The organism is Stenotrophomonas maltophilia (assembly GCF_039555535.1).
Lineage (GTDB): Bacteria > Pseudomonadota > Gammaproteobacteria > Xanthomonadales > Xanthomonadaceae > Stenotrophomonas > Stenotrophomonas maltophilia_Q.
The window spans coordinates 4,139,401-4,164,195 of the sequence record NZ_CP154630.1; the positions used below are offsets into that span (position 1 = coordinate 4,139,401).

General features: G+C 66.8%; 23 protein-coding genes. 7 read left to right on the forward strand and 16 right to left on the reverse strand.

Annotated elements, in window-relative coordinates; translation table 11 throughout:
• Positions 1–234 precede the first annotated feature (234 nt).
• The 3 genes from lipA to AASM09_RS19055 are packed head-to-tail and all read right to left on the reverse strand — an operon-like array spanning position 235 to position 2,240.
• On the reverse strand, positions 235–1,245 hold the full coding sequence (gene lipA / locus AASM09_RS19045) for a lipoyl synthase (protein WP_049429374.1): 1,011 nt from the start codon (positions 1,243–1,245) through the stop codon (positions 235–237).
• Between the two features lie 18 nt (positions 1,246–1,263).
• Complete coding sequence (gene lipB, locus AASM09_RS19050; RefSeq protein WP_100443683.1) at positions 1,264–1,974, reverse strand: lipoyl(octanoyl) transferase LipB; 711 nt, start codon at positions 1,972–1,974, stop codon at positions 1,264–1,266.
• Positions 1,962–2,240 (reverse strand): YbeD family protein, encoded by a 279-nt coding sequence (locus AASM09_RS19055; RefSeq protein WP_005411067.1) that lies wholly within the window; start codon positions 2,238–2,240, stop codon positions 1,962–1,964. The genes lipB and AASM09_RS19055 overlap by 13 nt, the downstream gene beginning before the upstream one ends.
• Positions 2,241–2,542: 302 nt before the next feature.
• On the opposite strand from AASM09_RS19055, the gene AASM09_RS19060 reads away from it, so the two are divergent.
• Both AASM09_RS19060 and AASM09_RS19065 read left to right on the forward strand, forming a co-directional pair.
• On the forward strand, positions 2,543–3,616 hold the full coding sequence (locus AASM09_RS19060) for a lipid A deacylase LpxR family protein (RefSeq protein WP_100443684.1): 1,074 nt from the start codon (positions 2,543–2,545) through the stop codon (positions 3,614–3,616).
• 379 nt (positions 3,617–3,995) lie between these two features.
• Entirely contained in the window at positions 3,996–4,877 is an 882-nt protein-coding gene (locus tag AASM09_RS19065; RefSeq protein ID WP_049432837.1) for a trypsin-like serine peptidase, read from the forward strand.
• Positions 4,878–4,979: 102 nt separating this feature from the next.
• Here AASM09_RS19065 and AASM09_RS19070 read toward each other — a convergent pair whose 3' ends face one another.
• The 9 genes from AASM09_RS19070 to AASM09_RS19110 all read right to left on the reverse strand — a co-directional run bounded on the left by AASM09_RS19070 (position 4,980) and on the right by AASM09_RS19110 (position 16,989).
• Positions 4,980–6,200 (reverse strand): D-alanyl-D-alanine carboxypeptidase family protein, encoded by a 1,221-nt coding sequence (locus AASM09_RS19070; protein WP_049432839.1) that lies wholly within the window; start codon positions 6,198–6,200, stop codon positions 4,980–4,982.
• 100 nt (positions 6,201–6,300) lie between these two features.
• Positions 6,301–7,563: a septal ring lytic transglycosylase RlpA family protein gene (locus AASM09_RS19075; RefSeq protein WP_049432842.1), complete on the reverse strand. Its 1,263-nt coding sequence runs from the start codon at positions 7,561–7,563 to the stop codon at positions 6,301–6,303.
• Positions 7,560–8,705, reverse strand: a complete 1,146-nt coding sequence (gene mltB, locus AASM09_RS19080) for a lytic murein transglycosylase B (protein ID WP_049432845.1) — start codon at positions 8,703–8,705, stop codon at positions 7,560–7,562. The genes AASM09_RS19075 and mltB overlap by 4 nt, the downstream gene beginning before the upstream one ends.
• 1,062 nt (positions 8,706–9,767) lie before the next feature.
• Complete coding sequence (gene rodA, locus AASM09_RS19085; protein ID WP_049431831.1) at positions 9,768–10,862, reverse strand: rod shape-determining protein RodA; 1,095 nt, start codon at positions 10,860–10,862, stop codon at positions 9,768–9,770.
• A gap of 158 nt (positions 10,863–11,020) precedes the next feature.
• Complete coding sequence (gene rodA / locus AASM09_RS19090; protein WP_005411073.1) at positions 11,021–12,133, reverse strand: rod shape-determining protein RodA; 1,113 nt, start codon at positions 12,131–12,133, stop codon at positions 11,021–11,023.
• Positions 12,130–14,205: a penicillin-binding protein 2 gene (mrdA, locus tag AASM09_RS19095; RefSeq protein WP_049431827.1), complete on the reverse strand. Its 2,076-nt coding sequence runs from the start codon at positions 14,203–14,205 to the stop codon at positions 12,130–12,132. The genes rodA (AASM09_RS19090) and mrdA overlap by 4 nt, the downstream gene beginning before the upstream one ends.
• Before the next feature lie 3 nt (positions 14,206–14,208).
• The gene (gene mreD / locus AASM09_RS19100; RefSeq protein ID WP_049431823.1) at positions 14,209–14,694 is read right to left on the reverse strand and encodes a rod shape-determining protein MreD; all 486 of its coding nucleotides are present in this window, start codon (positions 14,692–14,694) and stop codon (positions 14,209–14,211) included.
• Positions 14,691–15,821, reverse strand: a complete 1,131-nt coding sequence (mreC, locus tag AASM09_RS19105; RefSeq protein WP_049431821.1) for a rod shape-determining protein MreC — start codon at positions 15,819–15,821, stop codon at positions 14,691–14,693. Before mreC ends, mreD begins: the two co-directional genes overlap by 4 nt.
• Before the next feature lie 121 nt (positions 15,822–15,942).
• Entirely contained in the window at positions 15,943–16,989 is a 1,047-nt protein-coding gene (locus AASM09_RS19110; RefSeq protein WP_005411077.1) for a rod shape-determining protein, read from the reverse strand.
• Positions 16,990–17,272: 283 nt separating this feature from the next.
• Between AASM09_RS19110 and AASM09_RS19115 the strand changes: the two genes are divergently transcribed.
• Positions 17,273–18,211 (forward strand): carbohydrate kinase family protein, encoded by a 939-nt coding sequence (locus AASM09_RS19115; RefSeq protein WP_049431820.1) that lies wholly within the window; start codon positions 17,273–17,275, stop codon positions 18,209–18,211.
• 220 nt (positions 18,212–18,431) lie between these two features.
• Here the strand turns inward: AASM09_RS19115 and AASM09_RS19120 are convergent, their stop codons facing one another.
• The 4 genes from AASM09_RS19120 to ubiE form a co-directional block, all read right to left on the reverse strand.
• The gene (locus AASM09_RS19120; RefSeq protein WP_049431834.1) at positions 18,432–19,052 is read right to left on the reverse strand and encodes an HAD family hydrolase; all 621 of its coding nucleotides are present in this window, start codon (positions 19,050–19,052) and stop codon (positions 18,432–18,434) included.
• Positions 19,052–19,783, reverse strand: a complete 732-nt coding sequence (locus AASM09_RS19125) for a hypothetical protein (protein WP_049431815.1) — start codon at positions 19,781–19,783, stop codon at positions 19,052–19,054. The genes AASM09_RS19120 and AASM09_RS19125 overlap by 1 nt, the downstream gene beginning before the upstream one ends.
• A 125-nt stretch (positions 19,784–19,908) precedes the next feature.
• Positions 19,909–21,837 carry a M1 family metallopeptidase gene (locus AASM09_RS19130; RefSeq protein ID WP_049431813.1) on the reverse strand — a complete coding sequence of 643 codons (1,929 nt, stop codon included), beginning with the start codon at positions 21,835–21,837 and terminating at the stop codon, positions 19,909–19,911.
• A gap of 264 nt (positions 21,838–22,101) precedes the next feature.
• On the reverse strand, positions 22,102–22,863 hold the full coding sequence (gene ubiE, locus AASM09_RS19135; RefSeq protein WP_008267586.1) for a bifunctional demethylmenaquinone methyltransferase/2-methoxy-6-polyprenyl-1,4-benzoquinol methylase UbiE: 762 nt from the start codon (positions 22,861–22,863) through the stop codon (positions 22,102–22,104).
• Between the two features lie 80 nt (positions 22,864–22,943).
• Here ubiE and AASM09_RS19140 point away from each other — a divergent pair, with 80 nt between their 5' ends.
• From AASM09_RS19140 to AASM09_RS19155, 4 genes are all read left to right on the forward strand, one after another.
• Positions 22,944–23,396 (forward strand): nucleoside deaminase, encoded by a 453-nt coding sequence (locus tag AASM09_RS19140; RefSeq protein WP_049431809.1) that lies wholly within the window; start codon positions 22,944–22,946, stop codon positions 23,394–23,396.
• 200 nt (positions 23,397–23,596) lie between these two features.
• Positions 23,597–23,857 carry a hypothetical protein gene (locus tag AASM09_RS19145; protein ID WP_049431806.1) on the forward strand — a complete coding sequence of 87 codons (261 nt, stop codon included), beginning with the start codon at positions 23,597–23,599 and terminating at the stop codon, positions 23,855–23,857.
• A 75-nt stretch (positions 23,858–23,932) separates the two neighbouring features.
• The gene (locus AASM09_RS19150) at positions 23,933–24,268 is read left to right on the forward strand and encodes a hypothetical protein (RefSeq protein WP_005411085.1); all 336 of its coding nucleotides are present in this window, start codon (positions 23,933–23,935) and stop codon (positions 24,266–24,268) included.
• A gap of 67 nt (positions 24,269–24,335) precedes the next feature.
• Positions 24,336–24,758 carry a low affinity iron permease family protein gene (locus AASM09_RS19155; protein WP_049431804.1) on the forward strand — a complete coding sequence of 141 codons (423 nt, stop codon included), beginning with the start codon at positions 24,336–24,338 and terminating at the stop codon, positions 24,756–24,758.
• The last annotated feature ends 37 nt before the right edge of the window (positions 24,759–24,795 follow it).

The following is a 24,795-nucleotide window of genomic DNA, read 5'->3' on the forward strand; positions in this document are numbered from 1 at the left end:
GTGCCGAAAGTTGCCGGGTTTGTCACCCGCCCACATCCGGTGGAAAACCAGCCTAGCGGGGCCGGTGTAGCAAATTGTGAATGCAGGCGAAGGCTGGGCCGGCCCTGTAGAGCCAAGCCTGTGCTCGGCTGTGCGACCGAAAGCAGCCGAGCATGGGGCTCGGCTCTACGGCAGGCAGAGGCGTGCGAACCAAGGTTCGCACCCACAGGAAACAATCCCCCCACCGGCTGGGCGTCAGGAAACCCCTGCGCCCTTGGCCTGGACGTCGGCGTGGTACGACGAGCGCACCATCGGGCCGGAGGCCACGTGGCTGAAGCCCAGCGCGTAGCCGTAGTCTTCCAGCGCCTTGTAGTCTTCCGGGGTCCAGTACTTCAGCACCGGATGGTGGTGCGCGGTCGGCTGCAGGTACTGGCCGATGGTGATCATGTCCACGTCGTGCGCGCGCAGGTCGCGCATGGTGGCCTTGATCTGTTCGAAGTCTTCACCCAGGCCCAGCATGATGCCGCTCTTGGTCGGCACCTCCGGGTGCTGCGCCTTGAAGTTCTTCAGCAGGTTCAGCGACCACTGGTAGTCCGCACCCGGGCGCACGTTGCGGTACAGGTCCGGCACGGTTTCGATGTTGTGGTTGAACACGTCCGGCGGGTTCTGCGCCAGGATCTCCAGCGCGCGCTCCATGCGGCCCTTGCCGCGGAAGTCCGGGGTCAGCACTTCGATGCGGGTGCCCGGCGACTTCTCGCGGATGGCGGTGATGCAGTCGACGAAGTGCTGGGCACCACCGTCACGCAGGTCATCGCGGTCGACGCTGGTCACCACCACGTACTTCAGGCCCATGTCGGCCACGGTCTGGCCGAGGCTGGCCGGTTCGTTGGCATCCGGCGGCTTCGGGCGACCGTGGGCCACGTCGCAGAACGAGCAACGCCGGGTGCAGACCTCACCGAGGATCATGAAGGTGGCGGTGCCGTGGCCGAAGCACTCGTGGATGTTCGGGCAGCTGGCTTCCTCGCACACGGTCACCAGGCGGTTCTCGCGCAGCTTGGCCTTCAGGTTCTGCACGGCATTGCCCGAAGGAATGCGCACGCGGATCCAGGACGGCTTGCGCAGCACCGGCGCATCGGCGAACTGCACCGGCGAGCGGTTGATCTTGTCACCGCCCAGCTGCTTGACCCCGGCCTGCAAAGGCGCGGCGGACGGGGAGTCGCCCTGCACGATCTGCAGGGGAATGGAACGGGCGGTGGTTTCAGTCATGGCAGTTCCGGGGAGCGGTCAGGCGGCCGCAGAAAGATCGGGCAGTTCGGGGGTGTGCCGCAGCAGCAGGCCGAACTGGCGGGCCAGGTGGTCCAGCAGCACCGGCTTGACGGCCTCCATCCCGGAGGGGCCGCCCAAGTCTACCACCGAGGTCACCTGCAACCCCTGATAGCCACAGGGATTGATGCGGTGGAAGGGTTCCAGGTCCATGGCCACATTGAAGGCCAGGCCATGGAAGGTGCAGCCGCGACGCACGCGGATGCCGAGTGCAGCGATCTTGGCGCCACCGACATAGACACCCGGGGCGCCCTCGCGCCGTTCGGCACCGATGTTCCACTCGCCCAGCGTATCGATGATGGCCTGTTCGATGCGGCACACGTAGTCGCGCACGCCGATGCCCAGCCGCGGCAGGCGCAGCAACGGGTAGACCACGATCTGGCCGGGGCCGTGATAGGTCACCTGGCCGCCACGGTCCACATGCAGCACCGGGATGTCGCCCGGCGCCAGCACGTGCTCGTCCTTGCCGGCTTGGCCCAGGGTGAACACCGGGTCGTGCTCGACGACCCACAGTTCGTCGGCATCGGTGTCGCTGCGCTGGTCGGTGAAGCGCTGCATGGCACGCCACACCGGCTCGTACGCCTGGCGGCCGAGGTCACGGACCACCGCCGGACGCGGCGCACGGTCTTCCGGGGCGGCGTCGGCCGAGCAGCTGTCGGCTACAGCGTCCACTTCACTTCCGGGTGGTCGCGCAGCGCCTGGTGCGCCAGGTCGTACTGTTCGCGGCTCTCGGCCTTGAACACGATGCGGACGGACACGTACTTGCCGTTGGAAGAATGCTTCCAGCTGATGCGTTCATTGACGACATCGATGCCGGCAGCCAGCAGCAGGCGGGGGAGCTCATGTTCCAGGCCGCGGTTGGCCGGGCCCATGGCGCTGAGCTCGAACTGGCCGGGGAACTGGAAGCCGTGGTCGGGGTTGTCGGACTTGATTTCCATGGACCCATTATCGGGCCGCAGGGCAACAAACCCAAGAGTATTCATCAAAGTCAAAGGCGGCACGGGCGAGCCGCTGCGTTGCAGCGAGCGGCGGCGCCCCTGGTGGCCAAACGCCAGCTGACTGGAACCGGCGCGCTGCGGGCCGGATCCGGCCATGGCACCGATCGCACGCATGTAACGAATTGTGTCCGCCGGACAATGTTGTTTTCGGAACAGACAAGTGATCGGAAAGCGCTCGTTCCGCCACGTACTCACGCGTACCGTGTCGTTGCATAAATCGACAGACAACCGCCCCCTTCCCCATGAGCATTCCATCCATGCGTAGCGTCGCAGTCCTCGGGCTGTCCGGCCTGCTGGCCGCCCCCCTCCCCCTTGTCGCCCAGGCGGCCGAACAATGTGGCCCGGACGCGATGCGCGACCACCCGCCGCAGGTCAACTTCCGCGTCGACAACGACCTGTTTGGTGGCCGCCACCAGGACCAGGGCTATACCAACGGCGCGCAGCTGACCCTGGTCTCGCCCAACCTGGTCGACTACACCGACGACCCCTGCCTGCCGCGCATGGCGCGCTGGGTGAACCAGTACCTGGAAGGCCTGCACCCGGGCAGGTTCGAGCAGCAGAACATGATCTTCAGCATCGGCCAGGGCATCTTCACCCCGACCGACCCGACCCGCCGCGACCTGATCGAGGATGACCGCCCGTATGCCGGCGTGCTGCTGGTCAGCTTCGGTTTCAACGCACGCAGCGGCGACCGCCTGCAGACCACCCAGCTGGCCGTGGGCGTGGTCGGGCCGTGGGCACAGGGCAAGCAGGTGCAGGATGCCGTGCACAACATCCTGGGCGACAAGAAATTCGAAGGCTGGGACAACCAGCTGCACAACGAGCCGGTGTTCATGCTCACCCACGAGCGCATGCGCCGCTGGCCGGCCGATGCCAGCGTCAATGCCGGCGGCTGGGGCTGGGATGCGATCAGCCACTATGGTGGTGCGATCGGCAACCTGGAAACCAAGGCCAACGCCGGTGGCGAAGTGCGCTTCGGCTGGAAGCTGCCAGACGACTTCGGCAGCACGCCGCTGCGCCCGGCCGGCGAGAACACCGCGCCGACCCGTGGCGGCCGCCCCAGCGGCTGGTCCTGGCACCTGTTCGCGACCACCGATGCGGCATGGGTGATCCGCGACATCACCCTGGACGGCAACACCTTCCGCAACAGCCACAGCGTGGACAAGCGCCACGTGGTGGCCCAGGGTGGCTACGGCGTCGCAGTGATGCGCGGGCGCTGGAAGTTCGCAGTGGCGCGCTACCACAGCACCCGCGAGTTCAATGGCCAGCGCCAGTCGCCGGTGTTCGGCAGCTTCACCATCAGCCGCTCGCTGTAAGCGAGGGGCTGATGGTGAAGCGGGTGGGTGCCGACCGTTGGTCGGCACACCGGTTTGCGCCGCTCGCTGCATAAGGCACATCGTCCGCCGGGCATGACCCGGCGGCATTGCCCAGGCAAAGGCCGAAACAGGTGACCTCCAGGCCGCGTTGAGCCTCGAAAGGGTCCACCCGATCACAGGCCATCGACGAAGTGGGCTGAAAGTACAACTTGTCTCATGGCACTACCGCTGGCGCCACGCTATCTCTGTTAGCACTCCGAGCAGAGGGCCTGTCATGCACCAACACCGACATGCGTTTCGCATGGCATCGGGTATAGCAATCACCGCATGCGCCACATTCCCGACCACTGCGTCGGCTGGCGATCTGGTTGAACACTGGATGGAGACCTCCCAGGAAGAGATCCTCGCCTACTGGACGAACGAAAGACTGGCTGCTGTGCCCGACAAGGGAGACGCTCCCATCAAGCCGCCGGGGCAGGATCCTCTGCAGACCGACGGTGACCCGTGGCGGGGCACAGGACCACACCCTGTGGGTGTCGGGCGGCTTTTCCTGACACGCCCGGATGGCAAGGACGCTTCGTGCACCGCCACCGTGGTCGACAGCCTTGGTGGCGACATCCTGGTGACAGCGTGGCATTGCCTTGCGCAGCTGGACGAGCAAGGTGCGGTCCACTGGAGCCACCACCTTCTCTTCGCACCATATTTCGAGAATGGCACTGCCCCGCTGGGAAGGTACCCAATACGGCGGATCGTCGCACCGCAGGCCTCGATTTCCGGCGCACTCGACACCAGTTTCCTGCAGACCCACACCGGTGCATCCGGCGAAGGACCGGCGCGCCACGCTGGCAGCCAGGCCATCCGCTTCGATGAGCGACCCGCAGCCGGTCCCCGCGTTACGTTCGGCTACCCCGTTTCAGCCAATGGCATCGGCCTCATCCCCCCGACGCCCTGGTACGAATTCGGAAATCCCGAATACACCGGCCAGCAACTGGCCTATTGCGCCACTGCACGTGTTGAACTTTCGGCGTGTCGACCCTTCGGTTCGGAGAAAATTCTTCAGTGGGGCCTTGCCTGCGTGCAGGGCCCGGGCTCCAGCGGAGGACCGGTACTGGAAGACTTCGATTTCGACAGCGGCCATGGAGTCGTCGTGGGGGTAAACAGCATGGGCGTGGTCAACGACGGCCGCGCCCACCTGTGTTCGGCCGAGACCGAGGCACTGGCTGAGCGTGCCTACCGGTACATCCAGCAGCAGACCCCCTGAAGCTTCAAGGTTCTCCATTCAAGCCTGCATCGCGATTCCAAAGGAGAGAAGAAAAAAGGCCGGCATTTGCCGGCCTTTTCCTTCACCACACCGGGGCGTGGATCATTCCGATTCCCACCACATCCAGAAGCTGTCCCACAGGCGCTTGAAGAAGCCGGCCTGCTCGACGGCAGCCACGGCCACCAGCGGTGCCTCGGCGATGACCTTGCCATCCAGGCTGACCTTCACGGTGCCGACCTGCTGGCCAGCGGTGAACGGTGCTTCCAGGGTCTTGGGCACGTCGATGCTCGGCTTCAGGTCGTTGTAGCGGCCGCGCGGCACGCTGACCAGCATCGGCTGGGCCACGCCCAGCTGCACCTTGTCGGTGGTGCCCTTCCAGACCTTGTGCTCGGCCACGGCCTTGCCCGGCTCGTACAGGCGATGGGTCTCGAAGAAGCGGAAGCCCCAGTTCAGCAGGGCCAGGCTGTCATCGGCACGCTGCTTCTCAGACGCACCACCCAGCACCACCGCGATCAGGCGCTGGTCGCCACGCTGGGCCGAGCTCATCAGGCAGTAGCCCGCCTCGGAGGTGTGGCCGGTCTTGATGCCGTCCACGCTGCCATCGCGCCACAGCAGCAGGTTGCGGTTCGGCTGCTTGATGTTGCCGACCTGGAATTCCTTGATCTTGTTGTACGCGTAGGTTTCCGGGTAATCGCGCACCATCGCGCGGCCCAGCAGTGCCAGGTCGTACGCGGTGCTGTGGTGGCCCTGCGCGGTCAGGCCGTGCGCGTTGACGAAGTGCGAGTCCTTCATGCCGATCTTGGCGGCGTAGCTGTTCATCAGCGAGGCAAAGGCTTCTTCGCTGCCGGCCACGTGTTCGGCCAGGGCGATCGCGGCGTCATTGCCGGACTGGATCGCCATGCCCTTTTCCATGTCTTCCAGGCGTGCAGTCTGGTTGACAGGGAAGCCGCTGTAGCTGCCGTCGGTACCGGCGCCACCTTCGCGCCAGGCGCGCTCGCTCATCATCACCTGGTCATCTGCACGGACCTTGCCGTTCTTGACCTCGGCGGCGATCACGTAGGACGTCATCACCTTGGTGATGCTGGCCGGGGCCAGCTGCTCGTGGACGTTTTCACCGGCCAGCACCTGGCCGGTGGCGTAATCCATCAGCACCCAGGCCTTGGACACGCTCGGCGCCGGGGCCGGCGGAGTGGCGACGGTGGCCGGGGCGGCAGCGGCAGCGGCGGGCGCCGGCGTGGCCGGAGTCGGCAGCGGCGTCTGGGCGGAAGCCAGGCCCACCACCAGGGTGGCGGCCAGGGCGGTGGCGGCGGAACGGAAATTCATTGGACAGCAGGCTCCAGGGGACGGCCGGGAATGGAGGGTGGAACGTAACGGCCATTGTAAGGCCGGGGGAGCATGGGCCGGCAGCACCGGCCCGGGCGGATCAATCCTTGACGATCTGCGGCGAACCCAGGCCAAGACCGGCGATGCGACCGACAAGTTCCGCAGCACTGGCATGGTCGCTGGCAGGAACGCGCAGGCGGAACAGGGTACGGCCACCGGCGGCGATGTCGCTGATGGTCGCGCCCACGATGCCGGCGGCACTGAGCTGGCCCATCGCGCGGTTGGCGTTGTCGCGGTTGGAGAAGCTGGCGACCTGCACCATCACCGCGCCGACCACCTGCTGCGACAGGCTGGGTGCGGCCGGGGTGGCACGCACCGGTGCCGGTACCACCGCGCGCGGGGCAGCACTGGCCACCACGGCCGATGCCGGTGCCGTACTGCGCACCGGCGGCGCGCTCGGCGGCAGGCTGCTGACCGCCACGTCCGGCACGGTGCTGGCCACGCCCTGGGTGGTGGCCGGCTGGCCACGCGCCGGGGCGCCATCGGTGGGCAGGCGGTTGACCAGGCGATCGATGTCGCTGTCGGTGGAAGCACGCGGAGCCGGCACCGGGCGCGCACTGGCCACGGCGGCGGCGGCTTCAGCAGCGCGACGCTCGCGACGCGACGGCTTCTGCGCCATCAGGTTGCTCTCACCCGGCTGCAGCGCGCGCACCTCGACGTTGCCGGTACCGCGCTGGGTGATGCCCAGCCGCACAGCGGCGGCGTAGCTGAGATCGACCACGCGGCCATCATGGAACGGGCCACGATCATTGACGCGCACGATCACCGACTCGCCGTTGTCCAGATTGGTCACGCGGGCGAAGCTGGGCAGCGGCAGCGTCTTGTGCGCGGCGGTGAACTGGTACATGTCGTAGACCTCGCGGTTGGAGGTCAGGCGGCCATGGAACTTGGCGCCGTAGTACGACGCGGTGCCGCGCTCGACGTAGTTGCGGGTGTCGTCAAGCACGTTGTACGACTTGCCCAGCACCACGTAGGGCGACTTGTTGCCGATCGCCGAACGTTCCTCAGCGGTCACTTCCGGCTCGGGAATGCAGGCCACGTTGGGAATGTAGGTGGGCGTGCTGTCCTTCACCCCGGGCTTGTACAGGCCACCGGCAGTGTAGTTGCCGCGGGTGCTCAGGTCTTCCTTGGCTGCCGCATAGGGCGAACCTTCCGGGCAGTGCGCCGGTCGCGAACCGCGGCCCTGCACCAGCGTGCCGCTGGACTTGCCACCATGACCGGCCGTGGCCGGCTTCTTCGGCGCGCTGCTGCAGGCCGCCAGCGCGAGGACGATCAAGCTCGGGACCAGCCATCTGATGTTCATGCCGGGGGCAGCTCCTGTCCGGCGATGGCCTGGGACAGCTGGAACACGGCCATCGCGTACATCTTCGAGAGGTTGTAGCGGGTGATCGCGTAGTAGTTCTGGAAGCCCAGCCAGTACTGCTTGCCGGTGCTGCCTTCAAGCGTGATCGGAGTGGCGGTGGCGCCCGGCTGCACCGGCGCGCTGGGCTGGTAGCCACGCTGCGCCAGGTCGGCCAGCGACCAGGTGGGCATCCACTCGGTCGGGTTGAACTCATCGCGGCCCGGCGCCAGCGTGGCCGGCACGGCCACCTGGCCGCCACGCACCCAGCCGCCCTTTTTGACGAAGTAGTTGGCGATCGACGAGAACACGTCGTCGTAGCTGTTGAACAGGTCGCGACGGCCATCGCCGTTGCCGTCCACCGCGTAATCAAGGTAACTGGACGGCATGAACTGGCCCATGCCCATCGCACCGGCATAGCTGCCCTTGAGCGTGGTGATGTCGAGCTTTTCTTCGCGCCCCAGTTCGAACAGCTTGGCCAGCTCATCGCGGAAGAACAGCTCGCGGCGCACTTCGCGTTCCAGCTTGGCCGGATCGCCGCTGCGCGGGTAATAGAAGGCCAGCGTGTACAGCGCATCGAGCACACGATGGCTGCCGGCGTTCTTGCCGTAGCTGGTTTCCACGCCGATGATCGCCACGATCACTTCGGCCGGCACGCCGGTGCGCTGCTGCACGCGATCCAGTTCAGCGCGGTGTTCGGCCAGGAACGCGCGGCCACCATCAATGCGTGCCTTGCTGATGAACATCGGCCGGTATTCGTTCCACGGCTTGACCCGCTCGGCCGGGCGCGACATCGCGGCGATGATCGCCTGGCGCACCTGCGCCTGGTCGAGCACGCTGCTGATCTGCTCCGGCTTCAGGCCATAACGCTTGGCGGTATCGGCAATGAAGCGCGCCCGCGCGGTCTCGAACGGCACCGGGGTGAGATCGACCGGCGGCGCGGTGGCTGCGGTAGCTTCAGGTGCTGCCTCGGCCGGGCCATGGGCCTTGGTGGCGGGCTGGCGCGGCGTACTGCTGGCCTGGGGCGAAGACGGTGGGGACTTCGGCTGGGTCGCGCAGGCGACCAGGCCGAGGGTGAGCATGCAGGCCAGAGTGCGTCGAATCATCGTCGCAGGTTAGCAGGTCATGGATGAATTAAAACCCCTAACACCATGAATCACAACGATTTGCCCGCGTTCAGCGGGAAATGTGAAGACGTCGTGATCGTGCTTCCCCATTCAGAGAGAGGTGGCCGGTTGCGTCCCCATCCCCGCAGACGCAACCGGCGACCGGATCCGGTCGATACCTGCGCGGCTGCCGCTCCCCAGTGGCAGTACCCCGCGCTCCTTGTATCCGTTGGATCAGTACTGCTCCCGCCCGACGCCCCCCTCGCGCTGCAACGATTGACGGCGCGCCGTGCCGAACGGGCCGCCATTGTGCAGGCCGATTACGACAAGTCCATTGATCAGGATCAACGCGGCGTAAAAGTGTGAACTCCTTAACAATTTTTCTGGACTTTGGTCGGTGGGCGGGCGTCCGCGCGTTGTTGTGAGAACGCTTCCACAACAGGCGTTGCGCAGAGTCAGGAAGGTTTCATCCAAGGGGCCGGGTAGATGGGCTGCGCAGGGGGCGCTGCAAGTACGTCCATGTAAGCTCGGTCGCCGCTTGCTCGTGTGCGCTGTCCTGCGCACACGGCAAGACCCGGGTTGGGCGTCCTGCCCAACCCGCCCGAGGCATGCCTAGGGCCCATGCGGCTCACGCCCCTGCGCAGCCCATCTACCCGGCCACGGACAGGCTCCCGTGCGCGTCCACCCACGGAAAAGAAGAGAAGATCAAAAGCAAAAGCAGCCTGGCAGGCCGCTATTTGTAGAGCCGAGCCCATGCTCGGCTTCGCGGACCCGGCGGAAAGGAGCCGAGCGTGGGCTCGGCTCTACACGAGCAAGCGCAGCGCTGCGATCGGCTGTTGATTTTCTCTTTCTTCTCCGTGGGTGGCAGACCGCCAAAATCTGTCTGAGGCCGGTCGGGTTGGGTACGCGGGGGTGTCAGCCGCATGGATGCGGCTGCCAAGCCTCCAGGGACGGATTCACGGCGTCCCCCGCGTACCCAACCCGACCGGCCCACCCGCGGCTTCTGCTTTCCGAGACCCCCCAGACACCACCCACGAGGGGCTGCGCCGTTGGCTGGAAACCCTATCCCCCGTGCACGGGCCGGTGCCCGCGCACCGCCATCACCAGCCCGATACCCGCCAGCAGCGACACCGCCGAGGTACCGCCATAACTGATCAACGGCATCGGAATGCCCACCACCGGCAGCAGGCCGGAGATCATCCCGCCGTTCACCAGTACGTACACGAAGAACGCCAAGCCCAGGCTGCCGGCCAGCAACCGTGCGTGCGTGTCGCGGGCGTGCACCGCGATCCACAGGCAGCGGCCGACCACGAACAGGTACAGCGCGAACACGGTGGCCACGCCGATCCAGCCGAACTCTTCGGCCAGCACCGAGAACGCAAAGTCCGTGGTGTACTCGGGCAGGAAATCCAGCGTGGCCTGCGTGCCCTGCCCCCAGCCGCGGCCGTCCCAACCACCGGAGCCGATCGCGATGCGCGACTGCAGGATGTTCCAACCGGTGCCGAGCGGATCCGCCGCAGGGTCGAGGAAGGTCAGTACGCGATCCTTCTGGTACTGCCGCAACAGGCCGAACCAGGCCAGCGGCGCAGCCACCGCCAGACCCGTCGCACCGGTCGCCACCCAGCCCCAGTGCAACCCGGCCAACAGCAGTGCGAACACGCCGCTGGCGGTGACCAGCGTGGCGGTACCGAGGTTGGGCTGCATCAGGATCAACACGGCGGGTACGCCGATCAACACTGCGGCCGTCAGCACCGTGCGTGGCGAGGGCGGCAACGGCTGCCGGTGCAGGTACCAGGCCATCATCAGCGGCAGGCTGAGCTTGAGCAGCTCGGACGGCTGCAGGTAGAACACGCCGAGATTGAGCCAGCGTTGCCCGTACTTGCCGGTACCGATCACATACACCGCCATCAGCGGCAGCATCGACAGCGCGTAGATCGCAGGGGTCCACGCGCGCAGTCGCAGCAGCGAAACGCGCGACAGCAGCCACATCGCGGCCAGGCCACCGGCAAAACGCGCCGCCTGCCCGGCCACCGGGCCGGACACGCTTTGCAGCACCGCCAGGCCAGCCGCCATCAGGATCAACAGCGCGACGAGCAACGGCAGATCAATCGTGCGCACTGCCTCACGGCAGCCGCCAAGCAGTCGTTTCCATTCCACGCGGGCACGGTAGCAATGCGTGCTTGCGTGAAGCTGTCATGGCCGATCCGTGCTTATGTAGCGCCGAGTCATTCGCGGCTCGGGACCCGTGCGCATTGCACGGAGGGCAGCCGAGCATGGCTCGGCTCTACAAAGAGCAGGAGCAGGAAGCGCGGCGGCTAGCCGTAGCCGCCGTGCACCGGGTTGTGGCTGCGCACCGCCATCACCAGTCCGAAGCCGGCCAGCAGCGATACGGCCGAAGTGCCGCCGTAGCTGATCAGCGGCATCGGCACGCCCACCACCGGCAACAAGCCGGAAATCATCCCGCCGTTCACCAGTACGTAGACGAAGAACGCCAGGCCGGTGGCACCGGCCAGCAGGCGCGAATACGAATCGCGCGACTGGCTGGCGATCCACAGGCAACGCCCGATCACCACCAGGTACAGGGTCAGCACCAGGGCCACACCCATCCAGCCAAATTCCTCGCTCAGCACCGAGAACGCGAAGTCAGTGGTCTGCTCGGGAATGAAGTTCAGGTGCGACTGCGAGCCTTCGCCCCAGCCTTTGCCATCGAAGCCGCCGGAGCCAATCGCGATCTTCGACTGGATGATGTTCCAGCCGGCCCCCAGTGCATCCATCTCCGGGTCCAGGAACATCATGATGCGGTCCTTCTGGTATGGCCGCAGCAGCCAGAACCAGGCCACCGGCGCAACCGCGGCCACGCCGCCCACGCCCAGGCCGACCCACCACCACGGCAGGCCCGCCAGCAGCAGCACGAACACGCCGCTGGCGGCGATCAGCACGCCGGTACCGAAGTCCGGCTGCAGCATCACCAGGCCGGTCGGCACCCCGATGATGATCAAGGCCACCAGCACGGTGTTGAAGCGCGGCGGCAGCGGCATCTTGTGCAGGTACCAGGCCACCATCATCGGCAGGCTGACCTTCAGCAGCTCGGCCGGCTGCAGGTAGAAGAACTTCAGGTCCAGCCACTGCCGGCCGTACTTGCCGGTGCCGAGCACGAATACCGCCAGCAGCGGAATCATCGAGATCGCATAGATCATCGGCGTGGCCGAGCGGATGCGCAGGATCGGCACCCGCGAGATACCCCACAGCGCGGCCATGCCCACCGCGAAACGCGCGCCCTGGGCCATCACCAGGCCGTCGCCACCGGCACTCTTCAACGTGGCCAGGCCAATCACCATCAGCGCGCCCAGGGCCAGGCACAGCACCCAGTCCAGCGTGCTGAAGAAGCGGCGCAGCATGTCGCCGGCCCAGCGCAGGAACACTTTCATCGTGCGGGCTCCGCAACTGTCGCGCGTGGCGTGGCTGGCAGTGCAGCCGCGGCCGGCGTACCGGGCTGCGGCGCAGGGGCCGGTTCGGGCGTGGGTGCCCCCACCTGCACCGGGTGTTCGCCCAGCTGCGCGGCCGCCAGATCACCGGCCTTGCGTGCGCCGGCGTCTTCGTTGTCGAACGCGGTGGCGCCGATGGCGGTGGTGCCACGCTCGCTGTCCAGCGGCTGCATGCCTTCGGGCATCTTGCCCAGCAGGTAGGCGTCGAACACCTTGCGTGCGATAGGCGCAGCGGCCGAACCGCCGTAACCGCCACCTTCCACTGCCACCGCGATCGCGATCACCGGGTTTTCGACCGGCGCGAAGCCGACGAACAGCGCGCGGTGGCGCAGGTGCATCGGCAGGCTCTTCGGGTTCACCGCGGCGGTGCCCTTGCGGCTGATGACCTGCGCGGTACCAGTCTTGCCAGCCATCACGTACGGCGCACCGACCGCCACGCGCCAGCCGCTGCCGCCGGGCCGCATGGTCGCCATCATGCCCTCGCGCACCGCCTGCACGTTGCTGGGGTTGGGGCTGACCGGCTTGCTCGCGCCGGGCGGCGTCGCCGTCCAGTCGCTGTCGAAACCGTCGCGTTGCTGGATCACCAGGTGCGGGGTGCGCAGCTGGCCGTCGGCCAGGCCGCTGACCCCGCGCGCCAGCTGCAGCGGGGTGACCTTCCAGTCGCCCTGGCCGATGCTGATGTTGACCGTATCACCGGGGTACCAGGCTTCCTTGCGGCTCTTCCGCTTGTAGGCCGGCGACGGCAGGATGCCACCGATCTCGCCGGTGAGGTCGATGCCGGTCGGCTGGCCGAAGCCGTAGTACTCCATGTAATGGTCGAAGCGCTCGATGCCCAGGTCCAGCGCCAGCTTGTAGTAGTAGGTGTTGACCGACTCGGCGATGGACTTGCGCAGGTCGGTCCAGCCGTGGCCGCCACGATGCGCATCACCCCAGCCACGGCTGGTGCCGGGCAGGTAGAACATGCCGGTGGACAGCACCTTGTCTTCCGGGCGGCGCACGCCCGAGTCCAGGCCGGCCAGGCCGATCAGCGGCTTCAGCGTGGAACCGGGGGCAACGCCACCGAGCACCAGGCGGTTGAACTGCGGCCGCGACGGGTTCTCGTTCAGCGCCTTGAAGTCGGCATGGGAAATGCCGTTGACGAACAGGTTGGGGTCGTAGGACGGCAGGCTGACCATCGCCAGCACCTCGCCGGTACGCGGGTCCATCGCCACCGCCGAGCCTTCCTGGTCACCGAACGCGGCCACCATGGCGCGCTGCAGGTCGGCGTCGATCGACAGCCGAAGGTCGGCGCCGGACTGCGCGGCCACCCGGCCGATGGTGCGGATCGCACGGCCCTGCACGTTGGTCTCGACCTGCTCGTAGCCGACCTTGCCGCGCAGCTGCTGCTCGTAATAGCGCTCCAGGCCGGACTTGCCGATGTGGGTCAGCGCGGCATTGCCCTCGCCGAGGATCTCCAGATCCTTGTCGTCGACACGGCCGACGTAGCCGATGATGTGCGCGAACAGGTCGCCGTACGGGTAGCGCCGGGTCAGGTAAGGCTCCAGCTCGACGCCGGGGAAGCGCCAGCGGTCGACGGCGAAGCGCGCCATCTCCTCGTCGCTCATGCGCAGCTTCAGCGTGACCGGCAGGAACTTGCGGCGCGCCTTGCGCGACTTGTTGAACGCTTCCAGCTCTTCCGGGCTGATGTTGATGATCTTCGCCAACCCTTGCAGGGTGGCGTCCATGTCCTTGACCTTGTCCGGGGTCACGTCCAGGCGGAACGCTGGCACGTTCTCGGCCAGCAGGCGACCGTTGCGGTCGTAGATCATGCCGCGCCCGGGCACTACCGGCCGCGGCTTGATGCGGTTGGCCTCAGAGCGCGTGGCGTAGACGTCGTGGTCCAACACCTGCAGCTTGAAGTACCAGCCCCCCAGGCCCAGCAGGCACACCAGCACGCCCAGGAAACCCAGCGCCGCACGGCGGCGGAACTGTTCGGCTTCGGCGTGCGGATTCTTGACCTGGCGGCGCGGGATCATGGCTCAGCGCCCGCGCTTGCCGAAGCGCACCGCGTCCAGCAGCACGAACACCAGCGGCCACAGGCCCATGCCCAGCAGCGGGGCCCACCAGTACGACCACGGCAGGGTCGGCTCGCCCACCAGGATGTGGACCAGCGCGCTGACGATGCGATCGTTGAACAGCAGGCCACCGATGGCCAGCATCTGCTGCGACATCGGGAAGAAGCGGATGCGGGCGCGGAAACGCTGCAGGATGAAGGCCAGCATCACCAGCCGCAGTGCCTGTTCACCGAGCACGCCGCCGTACAGCAGGTCGGCCACCACGCCGCTGGCGAAGGCGATGCCCAGGCCGACGCGCTCGGGCGTCTCGATCACCCAGTACGCCAGCACCAGCGCCAGCCAATACGGGCGCAGCGGCTGCAGCAGCGCCGGCAGCGGCAGCAGGCCCAGCAGCAGGGCCACCACCACGCTGGCCGGCAGCACCCACGGGTTGTCGCGCAGGCGGCTCATCGCTGGGTCTCCGGCGTGGTCGGTTGCCGGCCAGCGGCCGGCACTACCGTGGATCCGGCTGGGGCAGAGCCCCCCTCTTGTTGAGGGGGGCGCGCCGAAGGCGCGGGGGTAAGGGAGGATGCGGGGGCAACCGTCCTCGTCTGCGACGAGGGCTGTTGCTGGCCAGCGGCCGGCACTACCGGAGCGCTGGCCGGAGCCGGCGTCGTCGGAGCCGGCGCGGTGACGCCGGTAGCCGGGCCACCCGGGGCGGTCTCTTCCAGCTGCAGGCGCAACTCCGGCGGAATGCGGATCGCTGCACCCGGGCGCAGCAGCAGCACATCGCGGCCGCGGTCGAGCTGGGCGGCAGGCTTCAGTTCACCGACCAGAAAGGCATGGGTGTCATCCGGGCGCAGGCCGGTGATGGTGCCGACCGGGAAGCCGGCCGGGAAGCGGCCACCGAGGCCGGAGGTGACAATCTCATCACCCACTTCCACGCCGGCGCTGAGCGGGATGTCGCGCAGCTCCAGCGTGTCGCCGCGCCCGTAGACGATCAGGCGTACGCCGTTGCGGGCCACGGTGACCGGCACCGCGTGGTCGGGGTCGGTGAGCAGCAGCACGGTGGAGGTACCGCCGGTGACGCTGATCACCTGCCCCATCAAGCCGCCCGCGTCGATCACCGCCTGGCCGACATGCACGCCTTCCCGGCTGCCGGCGTCGAGCACCAGGCGCTGCTTCACCGGATCCAGGTCGATATCCAGGATCGGCGCCAGCTGCACGTCCAGGCCACTGCGCTCGGCCACGTTCAGCAGTTCGCGCAGCTGGGCGTTGTCCAGCGCAGCGGTCTGCAGACGGGTCAGGCGCGCGTTGGCCAGCAGCAGCTGGTTGCGCAGCTCACGGTTCTCGGTGACCAGCTGGGTATGGCTGGCCGCGGAATCCTTGACCTGGTTGCCGAGCTTGCCGGGCAGGCCGGCCAGCGCCCACACAGGCTGCACCAGGCTGTTGGCCTGCTCGCGCAGGCGCGCCAGCCAGCCGGCCTGGTCGTCAAGGACGATCAGGGTGATGGCCAATGCGAGGTAGGCCAGCAACCGCAGGGGGCTGGCGGCATCACCGGATCGGGAGGCAACGGGAGGACCGGCGTAGGGCGGCACGGCAACGATTCAACTGGCAGAAGGCGGAAGGGAAACACGCGGACGCCCCGCCGGTGCCGGCCCGCCATCGCGGCGGGCCGCACCCCGGAAGGGCGCGGCGGGCAGGAACGGCCTGGACGGCTTATTCCGGCGCAAAGAACTCGTTGCCGTGCATGTCCACCAGCTCCAGCGCACGACCACCACCGCGGGCCACGCAGGTCAGCGGATCGTCGGCCACCTGCACGTGCAGGCCGGTTTCCTCGGAGATCAGGCGGTCCAGGTCGCGCAGCAGGGCGCCGCCACCGGTCAGCACGATGCCGCGCTCGGCAACGTCGGCACACAGTTCCGGCGGGGTCTGCTCCAGCGCCAGCTTGACCGCGCTGACGATGCCCGACAGCGGTTCGTGCAGGGCTTCGAGCACCTCGTTGGAGCTGATCTTGATCATCTTCGGCACGCCCTCGGCGAGGTTGCGGCCGGAGATCTCCAGCTCCTGCACCTCGGCCTGCGGGTAGGCACAGCCCAGCTCGACCTTGATGCGCTCGGCGGTGGCTTCACCGATCAGCATGCCGTGGTTGCGGCGCACGTAGTTGGTGATGGATTCGTCGAAGCGGTCGCCGCCGATGCGGACCGAGGCCGAATAGACGATGCCGTTGAGCGAGATCACCGCCACTTCGGTGGTGCCGCCACCGATGTCGATGACCATCGAGCCACGGGCTTCGGTGACCGGCATGCCGGCGCCGATCGCGGCAGCCATCGGCTCTTCGATCAGGTACACGTCACGGGCACCGGCTTCCTCGGCCGATTCCTTGATCGCGCGGCGCTCGACCTGGGTCGAACCTGCCGGCACGCACACCAGCACGCGCGGGCTCGGGCGCAGCACGCGCGACTTGTGCACCTTCTTGATGAAGTGCTTGAGCATCGCCTCTGTGTAGGTGAAGTCGGCGATGACGCCGTCCTTCATCGGGCGGATGGTGGTGATGTGGCCCGGGGTACGGCCGAGCATCTGCTTGGCCTCGGCGCCAACGGCTGCCACCGAGCGGGTGCCACCGATGGCACGGTCCTGGCGCACGGCCACGACCGACGGCTCGTTCAGCACGATCCCCTGCCCGCGCACGTAGATGAGGGTGTTGGCCGTGCCCAGGTCGATGGACAGGTCGTTGGAGAACATGCCACGGAGTTTCTTGAACATCTGAGGAAGGAGTCCTGAGGGGTGTCGTGCCCGCCGCGGGATGGCGAAAAAATGGGCAGAAATCGAGGCCGACAAGCCTAGCAACCCGCCTGCCGCCGAGCAAGGAAAAAACTAGCTGAACCCGCGTCTTCACAGGCTTTCGGCCTGATCGGGCATCACCCGGTTCTGGCCCTGAGCGGCACCAGCGGGTAACCTTTGCGCCGTCGGGCGCCCAAGGGCGCCGTTTGCTTGCCCGCCGAACCGGGCCGGCCCATCCCAAAATTCACCGCATAGGCTTACATCGATGTCCGCTCTGATCTGTGGTTCTCTTGCCTTCGACACCATCATGGTGTTCCCGGACCAGTTCAAGAATCACATCCTGCCGGACAAGGTGCACATCCTGAACGTGTCGTTCCTGGTCCCGCGCATGCGCCGCGAGTTCGGCGGCTGCGCCGGCAACATCGCCTACAACCTGCACCTGCTGGGCGGCCAGCCGATCCCGATGGGCACCGTGGGTTCGGACTTCGGCCCGTACCGCGAATACTTCGAAGGCCTGGGCATCGACCTGTCGCGCGTGCGCGTGATCGACGAGCTGTTCACCCCGCAGGCGTTCATCACCACCGACCACGACAACAACCAGATCACCGCCTTCCACCCGGGCGCGATGATGCGTTCCTACGAGAACCACGTGCGTGGCGTGCCGGGCGTGACCCTGGGCCTGGTCGGCCCTGACGGCCGCGAGGGCATGATCCAGAACGCGCAGGAATTCCACGAAGACGGCATTCCGTTCATCTTCGATCCGGGCCAGGCCATGCCGCTGTTCAACGGCCCGGAACTTCGCGCCTTCATCGAGCAGGCCGACTATGTGGTGGTCAACGACTACGAGTCGAACCTGCTGCAGGAGCGCACCGGCTGGGACGAACAGGAAATCGTCAGCCGGGTGAAGGCCTACATCACCACCCGTGGCCCGAAGGGCGCGGTCATCCACACCCCGGAAAAGAGCTACGACATCCCGCCGGCACACGAGCGCCGCGTGGTCGACCCGACCGGCTGTGGCGACGCCTTCCGCGCCGGCCTGATCTACGGCATCCAGAAGGGCTACGACTGGCTGACCATCGGCCGCATGGGCAACCTGATGGGCGCACTGAAGGTCGAGCACCCGGGCACCCAGAACCAGCGCTTTACCTTTGATGAGTTCAACGAGCAGTTCAAGCAGCAGTTCGGTTACGCGCTGAGCGCGTAACCGAACTGCCCGCGCATTCCACCTTATCCCCGCGCCTTCGGCGCGCCCCCTTGAACAACAAGGGGGCTTTCCACCCGACGCGCTGCTGGGAATGCTGTTGGCAGGTGTCGACCTTGGTCGACACGCTGTTTGATTCCTGTAGAGCCGAGCCATGCTCGGCTTGCGCGCGCCAGCGCGATCTGACCGGACAGCAGCCGAGCGTGGGCTCGGCTCTACATCATCAGGCGCCCTGCCAGGCAGCCAGCAAGGCGCGGCAATCGGCGAAATGCCAATCGGCGCGGCCCGGCCACGGGTTCTCCGGCAGGTTGACCAGCACGGTATGCGTGCCGGCCGCGCGGCCACACTCCAGGTCGTAGGCGTGGTCACCGACCATCACCGCCTCGGCGGGCCCGATGCCCCAACGCTGCAAGTGCTGCTGCAGGCCCTCCGGTGAGGGCTTGGGCACCGCTTCATCGCGGCCGATGATGTCGGCATCGTCGAACAGCTCACCGACCCCGATCGCCTCCAGCGTCAGCTTCGCCAGCGCGTGGTCGTTGCGGGTCAGGATGCCCAGCCGGCAGCCCGCAGCTGCCAGCGTACGCAGCAGCTTCACCGCACCCGGCGCCGGCAGCGCGTCCTCGGCCAGCGCGCGCTCGTGATCCAGCAACCACTCACGCTTGGCCTGCGCCGATGCATCCGGCAACGCCGCGATATGGTCGAGGATGTCTTCCTCCGCGGCGATCTGCAGCGTACGGCGGATCGCCGCGAAGTCATGCACAGCCACGGTCAGCGTGCCATCCATGTCAAACACCCAGTGCCGGATCGCGGACAACGCCTGCACGGCACTGCCCGCCACCGCCATCACTGCCACCACTGCGGCATGCGGCTGGCGTCGACGCCCCCGGTCTCGAACACGGCCGTACGCGTGCCGCCAGCCTTGACCGGGAACTCGATGCTGATCGACTTGCCCTTGCGCGCCAGCTTCCAGAGCGCCTTCTGGTCGGTGATGAACATCGCGATGGCTTCATCGGTCTTCGGGCGCCATGCCGCCATCGACACCGGCTTGCCGTCGTCCACGGTCACTTTCACCGTGCATTGCGGGCAGCGGAAGTCACCGGCCTGCAGCACCAGGTAAGCATGCCGCTTCCACTCCGGGTGATCGCGGAACACCAGCTGCACCGGCTTGGCACCACTGCCGTCCACATCCACCCGTTCCTTGCTGTAGATCGACGCCGAGACCTGGTTGCCCTTGCTGGCGACCGGAATCTGGTTGTACTGCCACAGCCCCTGCATGCGGCGCAGGTCGCGCGCAGCGTCACCCTTGGCCTTTACGTCATCGAAACCGGCGGCGATGCGCTCGGCGGCGGCGGTGTCCTTGTACTGGTCCAGCAGCGAGGCGCCATGCAGGCGCGCGCGCTCCCAGTCCTGCGCGGCCACGGCCATGTCGTACTGCTTGGCCACGTCCTCGGCCTTGGCCTCCTTCTGCGCCTGCACGGCCGCCGCGGCGGCTTCCTGCGCCTTGCGCTCTTCTTCGGGATTGCTGCAGGCAGCCAGGGCCAGGGCACAGGCGGTGAGCAGGATCAGTCGTTTCATGGCGGAGGTCCTTCGTGTTTTCGCGATTCTGTAGAGTCGAGCCATGCTCGACTGGCCGTCCAACAGCAGTCGAGCATGGCTCGACTCTACAAAAAAAAGCGCCGGGGGATGCCCGGCGCTTTTTCTTACTTGGCTTCAGCCTTGGCCAGCATGTCCTGCACCGAGGCCGTGGTGATCGGGTGGTAGCCCGGCTTGGCCTTTTCGAAGGCCTGCTTGGCCAGCTCCAGACCCTTCGGGGTCTTCACCAGTTCGGCGTAGATCGGCATGATCAGCTTGCGACGGCCGACGCGCTCGATGAATGCAGCCGCGCCTTCATTGGCCTGCTCGTAGCCGCTGCGGATCGCCAGCGGGTACCAGCGCATGGCGATCTCGCCATTCGGGGTGCCGGTGAAGTGGAAGGCCTTGTCCAGCGTGGCCAGCTTGTCCAGCGGCTGGGTGGCGCCCAGGCCGTCGATGAAACGCACCCATTCCTGCGTGCTCCAGTCGGCGATGACCTGGCTGCTCGGCACGGTGCCGGCGCTGGCAAACGCGATGCGCGCGGTGTCGACGCTGCTGAAGTTGCGCGACTGCGCCTTGGTGGCGAAGGCCGGAATGCCCGGCTCGTCCAGCCACGCCTTCAGCTCGGCCTCGGTCACTGCCGACGGATTCTTCGGCAGCAGGTTCTTCTTCATGTAGTCGACGAACTGGTCGGTGTTCGCGCTCTGGAAGGCATGGTCATCGAACCAGCCGCGCAGGAACGGGTCGAAGGTCTCCCGGCCGAAGCGCTGTTCCAGGAACTCCAGGAACCACGAACCCTTGACGTAGGCGACCTGGCTGAGGGCTTCGTCGGGGTCACGCTCGTTCAGCGGCGGCAGCGCCAGCGCCTGGTCGGCCGGGCTCATGTCCTTCACTTCGGCCAGCAGGTCGGTCTGGTCGATCTGCTTTTCCATCTCGGCCATCTCCTTGCCGTACAGGGCTTCGGTGATGCGGCCCTGGACGTAGGTGGTGAAGCCTTCATTGAGCCAGATATCCTTCCAGCTGGCGTTGGTCACCAGGTTGCCCGACCAGCTGTGCGCCAGTTCGTGGGCGACCAGCGAGACCAGCGACTTGTCGCCGACGATCACGGTCGGGGTGGCGAAGGTCAGGCGCGGGTTTTCCATGCCGCCGAACGGGAACGACGGCGGCAGCACCAGCATGTCGTAGCGGCCCCAGCGGTACTCGCCGTACAGCTTCTCGGCGGCGCCGATCATCTTTTCGGTGTCTTCGAATTCCTTGGCGGCCTTGTTGACCATGGTCGGCTCGGCCCAGACGCCGGAGCGGCCGGAGATCGGCTCGAACACCAGGTCACCGGCGGCGATGGCCAGCAGGTAAGACGGGATCGGCTGCGGCATCTTGAAGGTGTAATCACCGTCACGCGCGGCCTTCGGATCGTTGTCGGCGCTCATCAGCACCATCACGTCCGGGCGCGAGACCACGTGCGCACTGTAGGTGAAACGCACGCTCGGGGTGTCCTGCAGCGGCACCCACGAACGGGCGTGGATGGCCTGCGACTGGCTGAACATGAAGGGCAGCTTCTTGCCCTCGGTCATCGACGGTGCCAGCCACTGCAGGCCTGAGGCGGTCGGGGCGGTGTGGTAGGTCACTTCGATCTTGGCCGGCTGTTCCGGCGCTTCGATGGTCAGCTTGCTGCCGAACACCTTGTCAGCGGCGGCCAGCTCGAACTTCAGCGGGCTGCGCGCGCCATCGGCGGCAACGGCCTCGACCTTGGACACGGTCAGCTCGCGGGTGTCGAGCACCAGCTGCTTGGCGTCCTTCTGCTTCCATTCCAGGGTGTAGGTGGCGGTGCCGCCGATCTGCTTCTGGTCGAAGTCCAGCTTCAGATCCAGCGCGATGTCCTTGATGGCGACCTTGTCCGGCTCGGCGTACGAGCTTTCGTCGTGGCTGCGGTTCTCGGCGTTCACGGGGGCGGCGGGGGCCTTTTCGGCAGTCGGTGCGGCGGCGGGCGCGGCCGCCTCCTGGGAGCAGCCGGCGGCCAGGGCCACGGCCAGCGGAAGGAGCATCAGCGGATTACGCATGAATCGGGACCGTTACGGGGATCAAACCCCAATGGTACCTCCCTCCGGCCCCGCAGGCGTTGCGCGGTGCGGGGTAATGGCGGCGGGAGCGCAGGCGCCGCGCCTTGATGGGTGCCAACCTTGGTTGGCACGGATCCATCAACGCTCGCGGCAGCTTCTGTGCCGACCAAGGTCGGCACCCACCAGAGCAGATGCCGGCAGCAGCTGTGCCAACCAAGGTTGGCACCTACCAGAGCAGATACCGGGGTTTCCCCCGTCCAGGGCTTACAGCTTGTAGCCGGAGTGGATCGAGACGATGCCGCCGGTCAGGTTCTTGTAGTGGCAGCGCTCGAAACCGGCCTGCCCCATCATCGCCTTCAGCTCTTCCTGCGGCGGGTGCTTGCGGATGCTCTCGGCCAGGTACTGGTAGCTGTCCGAATCGTTGGCGAACAGCTTGCCCAGCTTCGGCAGGATCCTGAACGAGTGGAAGTCGTAGATCGGCTTGAACCAGTCAGCGGTGACTTCGGAGAACTCCAGCACGCGGGCCTGGCCGCCCACCTTCAGTACGCGGTACATCTCGCGCAGGCCGGCGTCCTTGTCGGTCACGTTGCGCAGGCCGAAGGCGATCGTCACCAGGTCGAAGCTGTTGTCCGGGAACGGCAGGGCTTCAGCGTTGCACTGCACGTAGTCCAGGCCGAGCACCAGGCCACGGTTGGTCAGGCGGTCACGGCCGACCGACAGCATGCCGGCGTTGATGTCGCCCAGCACCACCGAGCCCTCGGCGCCAACGCGCTCCTTCAGCAGGGCGGCGATGTCACCGGTGCCGCCGGCCAGGTCGAGCACGCGGTCACCCGGCTTCACCTGCGCGGTGGCCACGTAGTAACGCTTCCACGCCCGGTGCACGCCCAGGCTCATCAGGTCGTTCATCAGGTCGTAGTTGCGCGCGACCGAGGTGAACACCTGGCCGACCAGCTTCTGCTTGTCCTTGGCGGCGACGTCGCGGAACCCGAAATGGGTGGTACCGGCTTTGTAGGGGGATTCGCTCATGGCCCCGATTATCGCACCGCCGGGGGCCAGCGGCACCCCCTGCCCGTATCATGGCGTGCCACGACTTACCGGAGCCCCGCATGATCACCACGCCCGACTACCAGGCCCTGCTGAAGACCGCCATTGCCGAAGCCCGCCAGGGCCTGGCCGAGGGCGGCGTGCCGATCGGCGCGGCGCTGTACCACAACGACGGCCGCCTGCTCGGCTGCGGCCACAACCGCCGCGTGCAGGAAGGCGACCCGTCCGTGCACGGCGAGACCGACGCGTTTCGCAAGGCCGGCCGCCAGCGCCGTTACCAGGACACCATCATGGTCACCACCCTGGCACCGTGCTGGTACTGCTCGGGCCTGGTGCGCCAGTTCAACATCGGCACCGTGGTGGTGGGCGAATCGCGCACCTTCCAGGGCGGCATCGACTGGTTGCGGGAAAACGGCGTCAACGTGATCGACCTGGACAGCCAGGAATGCGTGGACCTGCTGGGCGGCTTCATTGCGCAGCACCCGGAGATCTGGAATGAAGACATCGGTGAATGATCACCACGCAGTGGCCTGTTGAATCCGTTTAATGAACGCTTCAGTGCCGGCACGCCCTAGTGCCGGCAGCGTTTGCGGCCATTGCCGTGAACCCGTGCACAGTCAGCTGCGCAACGCGCACACGCTGCGATAACACCCTGCCCGGCTGCCGCGCCTAGGGTGGGGGTTACCGGGACTTTCTTTCCCCGGCGGAGCCAGCCATGTGCGCGCACGCCGTACGACCTGCACCAGACTCGATCCTCGACCCGATCCGCGAACGCCTGCAGCGGCAATATGCACTGCACCGGCGCGGCGCCCTGTTCTGGACCGCTTACCAGCGCATGCAACTGGAGCTGGTCCGTCGCCATCCGCACGACCACCAGCGCCTGTGCAACGCGATGGCCACCCTGGCCGAAGATCTCGGTGCCGTCGAGCATGCGCAGTTGATCGGACATGCCAACGCCAGCTCCACATCGCGCTGACGCGGCATGCACCGCCATATACGCCACACTCCGATGAACCCCCACTCCCTTTCCACTCAACCGAACTGGATTGTCATGCACGCTGAAGTCCCCACCATTCCTCCGGTCATCAACGTAGACGCCGAGCTTGACCACTGGCGCCGCCAACATGCCGAAGGCGCACTGCCGCACAACTCGTTCGGCTCGTACGTGCCGTGGATCAAGTTTGCCTGCGATTCGCTGATCACCCAGCCGCGCGCCAGCGAGGCCGAACGTGACGAGATGTTCCAGACCCAGTACGCCCTGCAGATCATGCCGCGACTGAGTGAAGCCCAGGCCCGCGAGTTCGTCGACCGTTGCTGGCAGCACGTCTACCAGAGCAGTCCCGTGCGCAGCCTGCAGGCACCGCGGCTGCAGCGCATGCGCGCCTGACCGCCGCTGCACGGCGCCTGCACGGGCCACTGCCGATCATCCTCGTCACCTGAGTGGGACGACGACGATGAAAGTACGAAATCTGTTCAATACGATCGCCAAGAAGGCCGCGGCCGCCACCGGCTCGCCGTGGACCTTCCTGGCTGCAGTAGCGATCGTGGTGATCTGGGGCATCAGTGGCCCGGTGTTCGGTTTCAACGACACCTGGCAGCTGGTGATCAACACCGGCACCACCATCATCACCTTCCTGATGGTGTTCCTGATCCAGCACACGCAGAACGCAGATACGGCCGCGATGCAGATCAAGCTGGACGAGCTGATCCGGGCGACGGCCGAGGCCAACAACGAACTGTTGGATCTGGAAGAACTGGACGAGGAGCGGCTGGAGGAGATCCGCGCCGAATACGAGCGCATGGCCCGCGAGGCCGGTGACGCGCTGCTGCGCGTGCGTGCCTGCCGCGCGGCTCCGCGCGATGATGAAGCGGTGTAGCGCGACGCTGCATGGCATGGTAATTCCCGATCAGGCC

Bases quoted from the DNA above. Each gene is read 5' to 3' on its own strand.
- AASM09_RS19070 (WP_049432839.1), bottom strand. From the start codon at position 6,200: ATGAATTTCCGTTCCGCCGCCACCGCCCTGGCCGCCACCCTGGTGGTG.
- AASM09_RS19115 (WP_049431820.1), top strand. From the start codon at position 17,273: ATGTCCGCTCTGATCTGTGGTTCTCTTGCCTTCGACACCATCATGGTG.
- mrdA (WP_049431827.1), bottom strand. From the start codon at position 14,205: ATGATCCCGCGCCGCCAGGTCAAGAATCCGCACGCCGAAGCCGAACAG.
- AASM09_RS19075 (WP_049432842.1), bottom strand. From the start codon at position 7,563: ATGAACATCAGATGGCTGGTCCCGAGCTTGATCGTCCTCGCGCTGGCG.
- AASM09_RS19145 (WP_049431806.1), top strand. From the start codon at position 23,597: ATGTGCGCGCACGCCGTACGACCTGCACCAGACTCGATCCTCGACCCG.
- AASM09_RS19140 (WP_049431809.1), top strand. From the start codon at position 22,944: ATGATCACCACGCCCGACTACCAGGCCCTGCTGAAGACCGCCATTGCC.
- rodA (WP_005411073.1), bottom strand. From the start codon at position 12,133: ATGAAAGTGTTCCTGCGCTGGGCCGGCGACATGCTGCGCCGCTTCTTC.
- AASM09_RS19155 (WP_049431804.1), top strand. From the start codon at position 24,336: ATGAAAGTACGAAATCTGTTCAATACGATCGCCAAGAAGGCCGCGGCC.
- mreD (WP_049431823.1), bottom strand. From the start codon at position 14,694: ATGAGCCGCCTGCGCGACAACCCGTGGGTGCTGCCGGCCAGCGTGGTG.
- AASM09_RS19110 (WP_005411077.1), bottom strand. From the start codon at position 16,989: ATGTTCAAGAAACTCCGTGGCATGTTCTCCAACGACCTGTCCATCGAC.
- AASM09_RS19120 (WP_049431834.1), bottom strand. From the start codon at position 19,052: ATGGCGGTGGCGGGCAGTGCCGTGCAGGCGTTGTCCGCGATCCGGCAC.
- AASM09_RS19150 (WP_005411085.1), top strand. From the start codon at position 23,933: ATGCACGCTGAAGTCCCCACCATTCCTCCGGTCATCAACGTAGACGCC.
- mltB (WP_049432845.1), bottom strand. From the start codon at position 8,705: ATGATTCGACGCACTCTGGCCTGCATGCTCACCCTCGGCCTGGTCGCC.
- AASM09_RS19055 (WP_005411067.1), bottom strand. From the start codon at position 2,240: ATGGAAATCAAGTCCGACAACCCCGACCACGGCTTCCAGTTCCCCGGC.
- lipA (WP_049429374.1), bottom strand. From the start codon at position 1,245: ATGACTGAAACCACCGCCCGTTCCATTCCCCTGCAGATCGTGCAGGGC.
- AASM09_RS19060 (WP_100443684.1), top strand. From the start codon at position 2,543: ATGAGCATTCCATCCATGCGTAGCGTCGCAGTCCTCGGGCTGTCCGGC.
- AASM09_RS19130 (WP_049431813.1), bottom strand. From the start codon at position 21,837: ATGCGTAATCCGCTGATGCTCCTTCCGCTGGCCGTGGCCCTGGCCGCC.
- AASM09_RS19065 (WP_049432837.1), top strand. From the start codon at position 3,996: ATGGAGACCTCCCAGGAAGAGATCCTCGCCTACTGGACGAACGAAAGA.
- ubiE (WP_008267586.1), bottom strand. From the start codon at position 22,863: ATGAGCGAATCCCCCTACAAAGCCGGTACCACCCATTTCGGGTTCCGC.
- AASM09_RS19125 (WP_049431815.1), bottom strand. From the start codon at position 19,783: ATGAAACGACTGATCCTGCTCACCGCCTGTGCCCTGGCCCTGGCTGCC.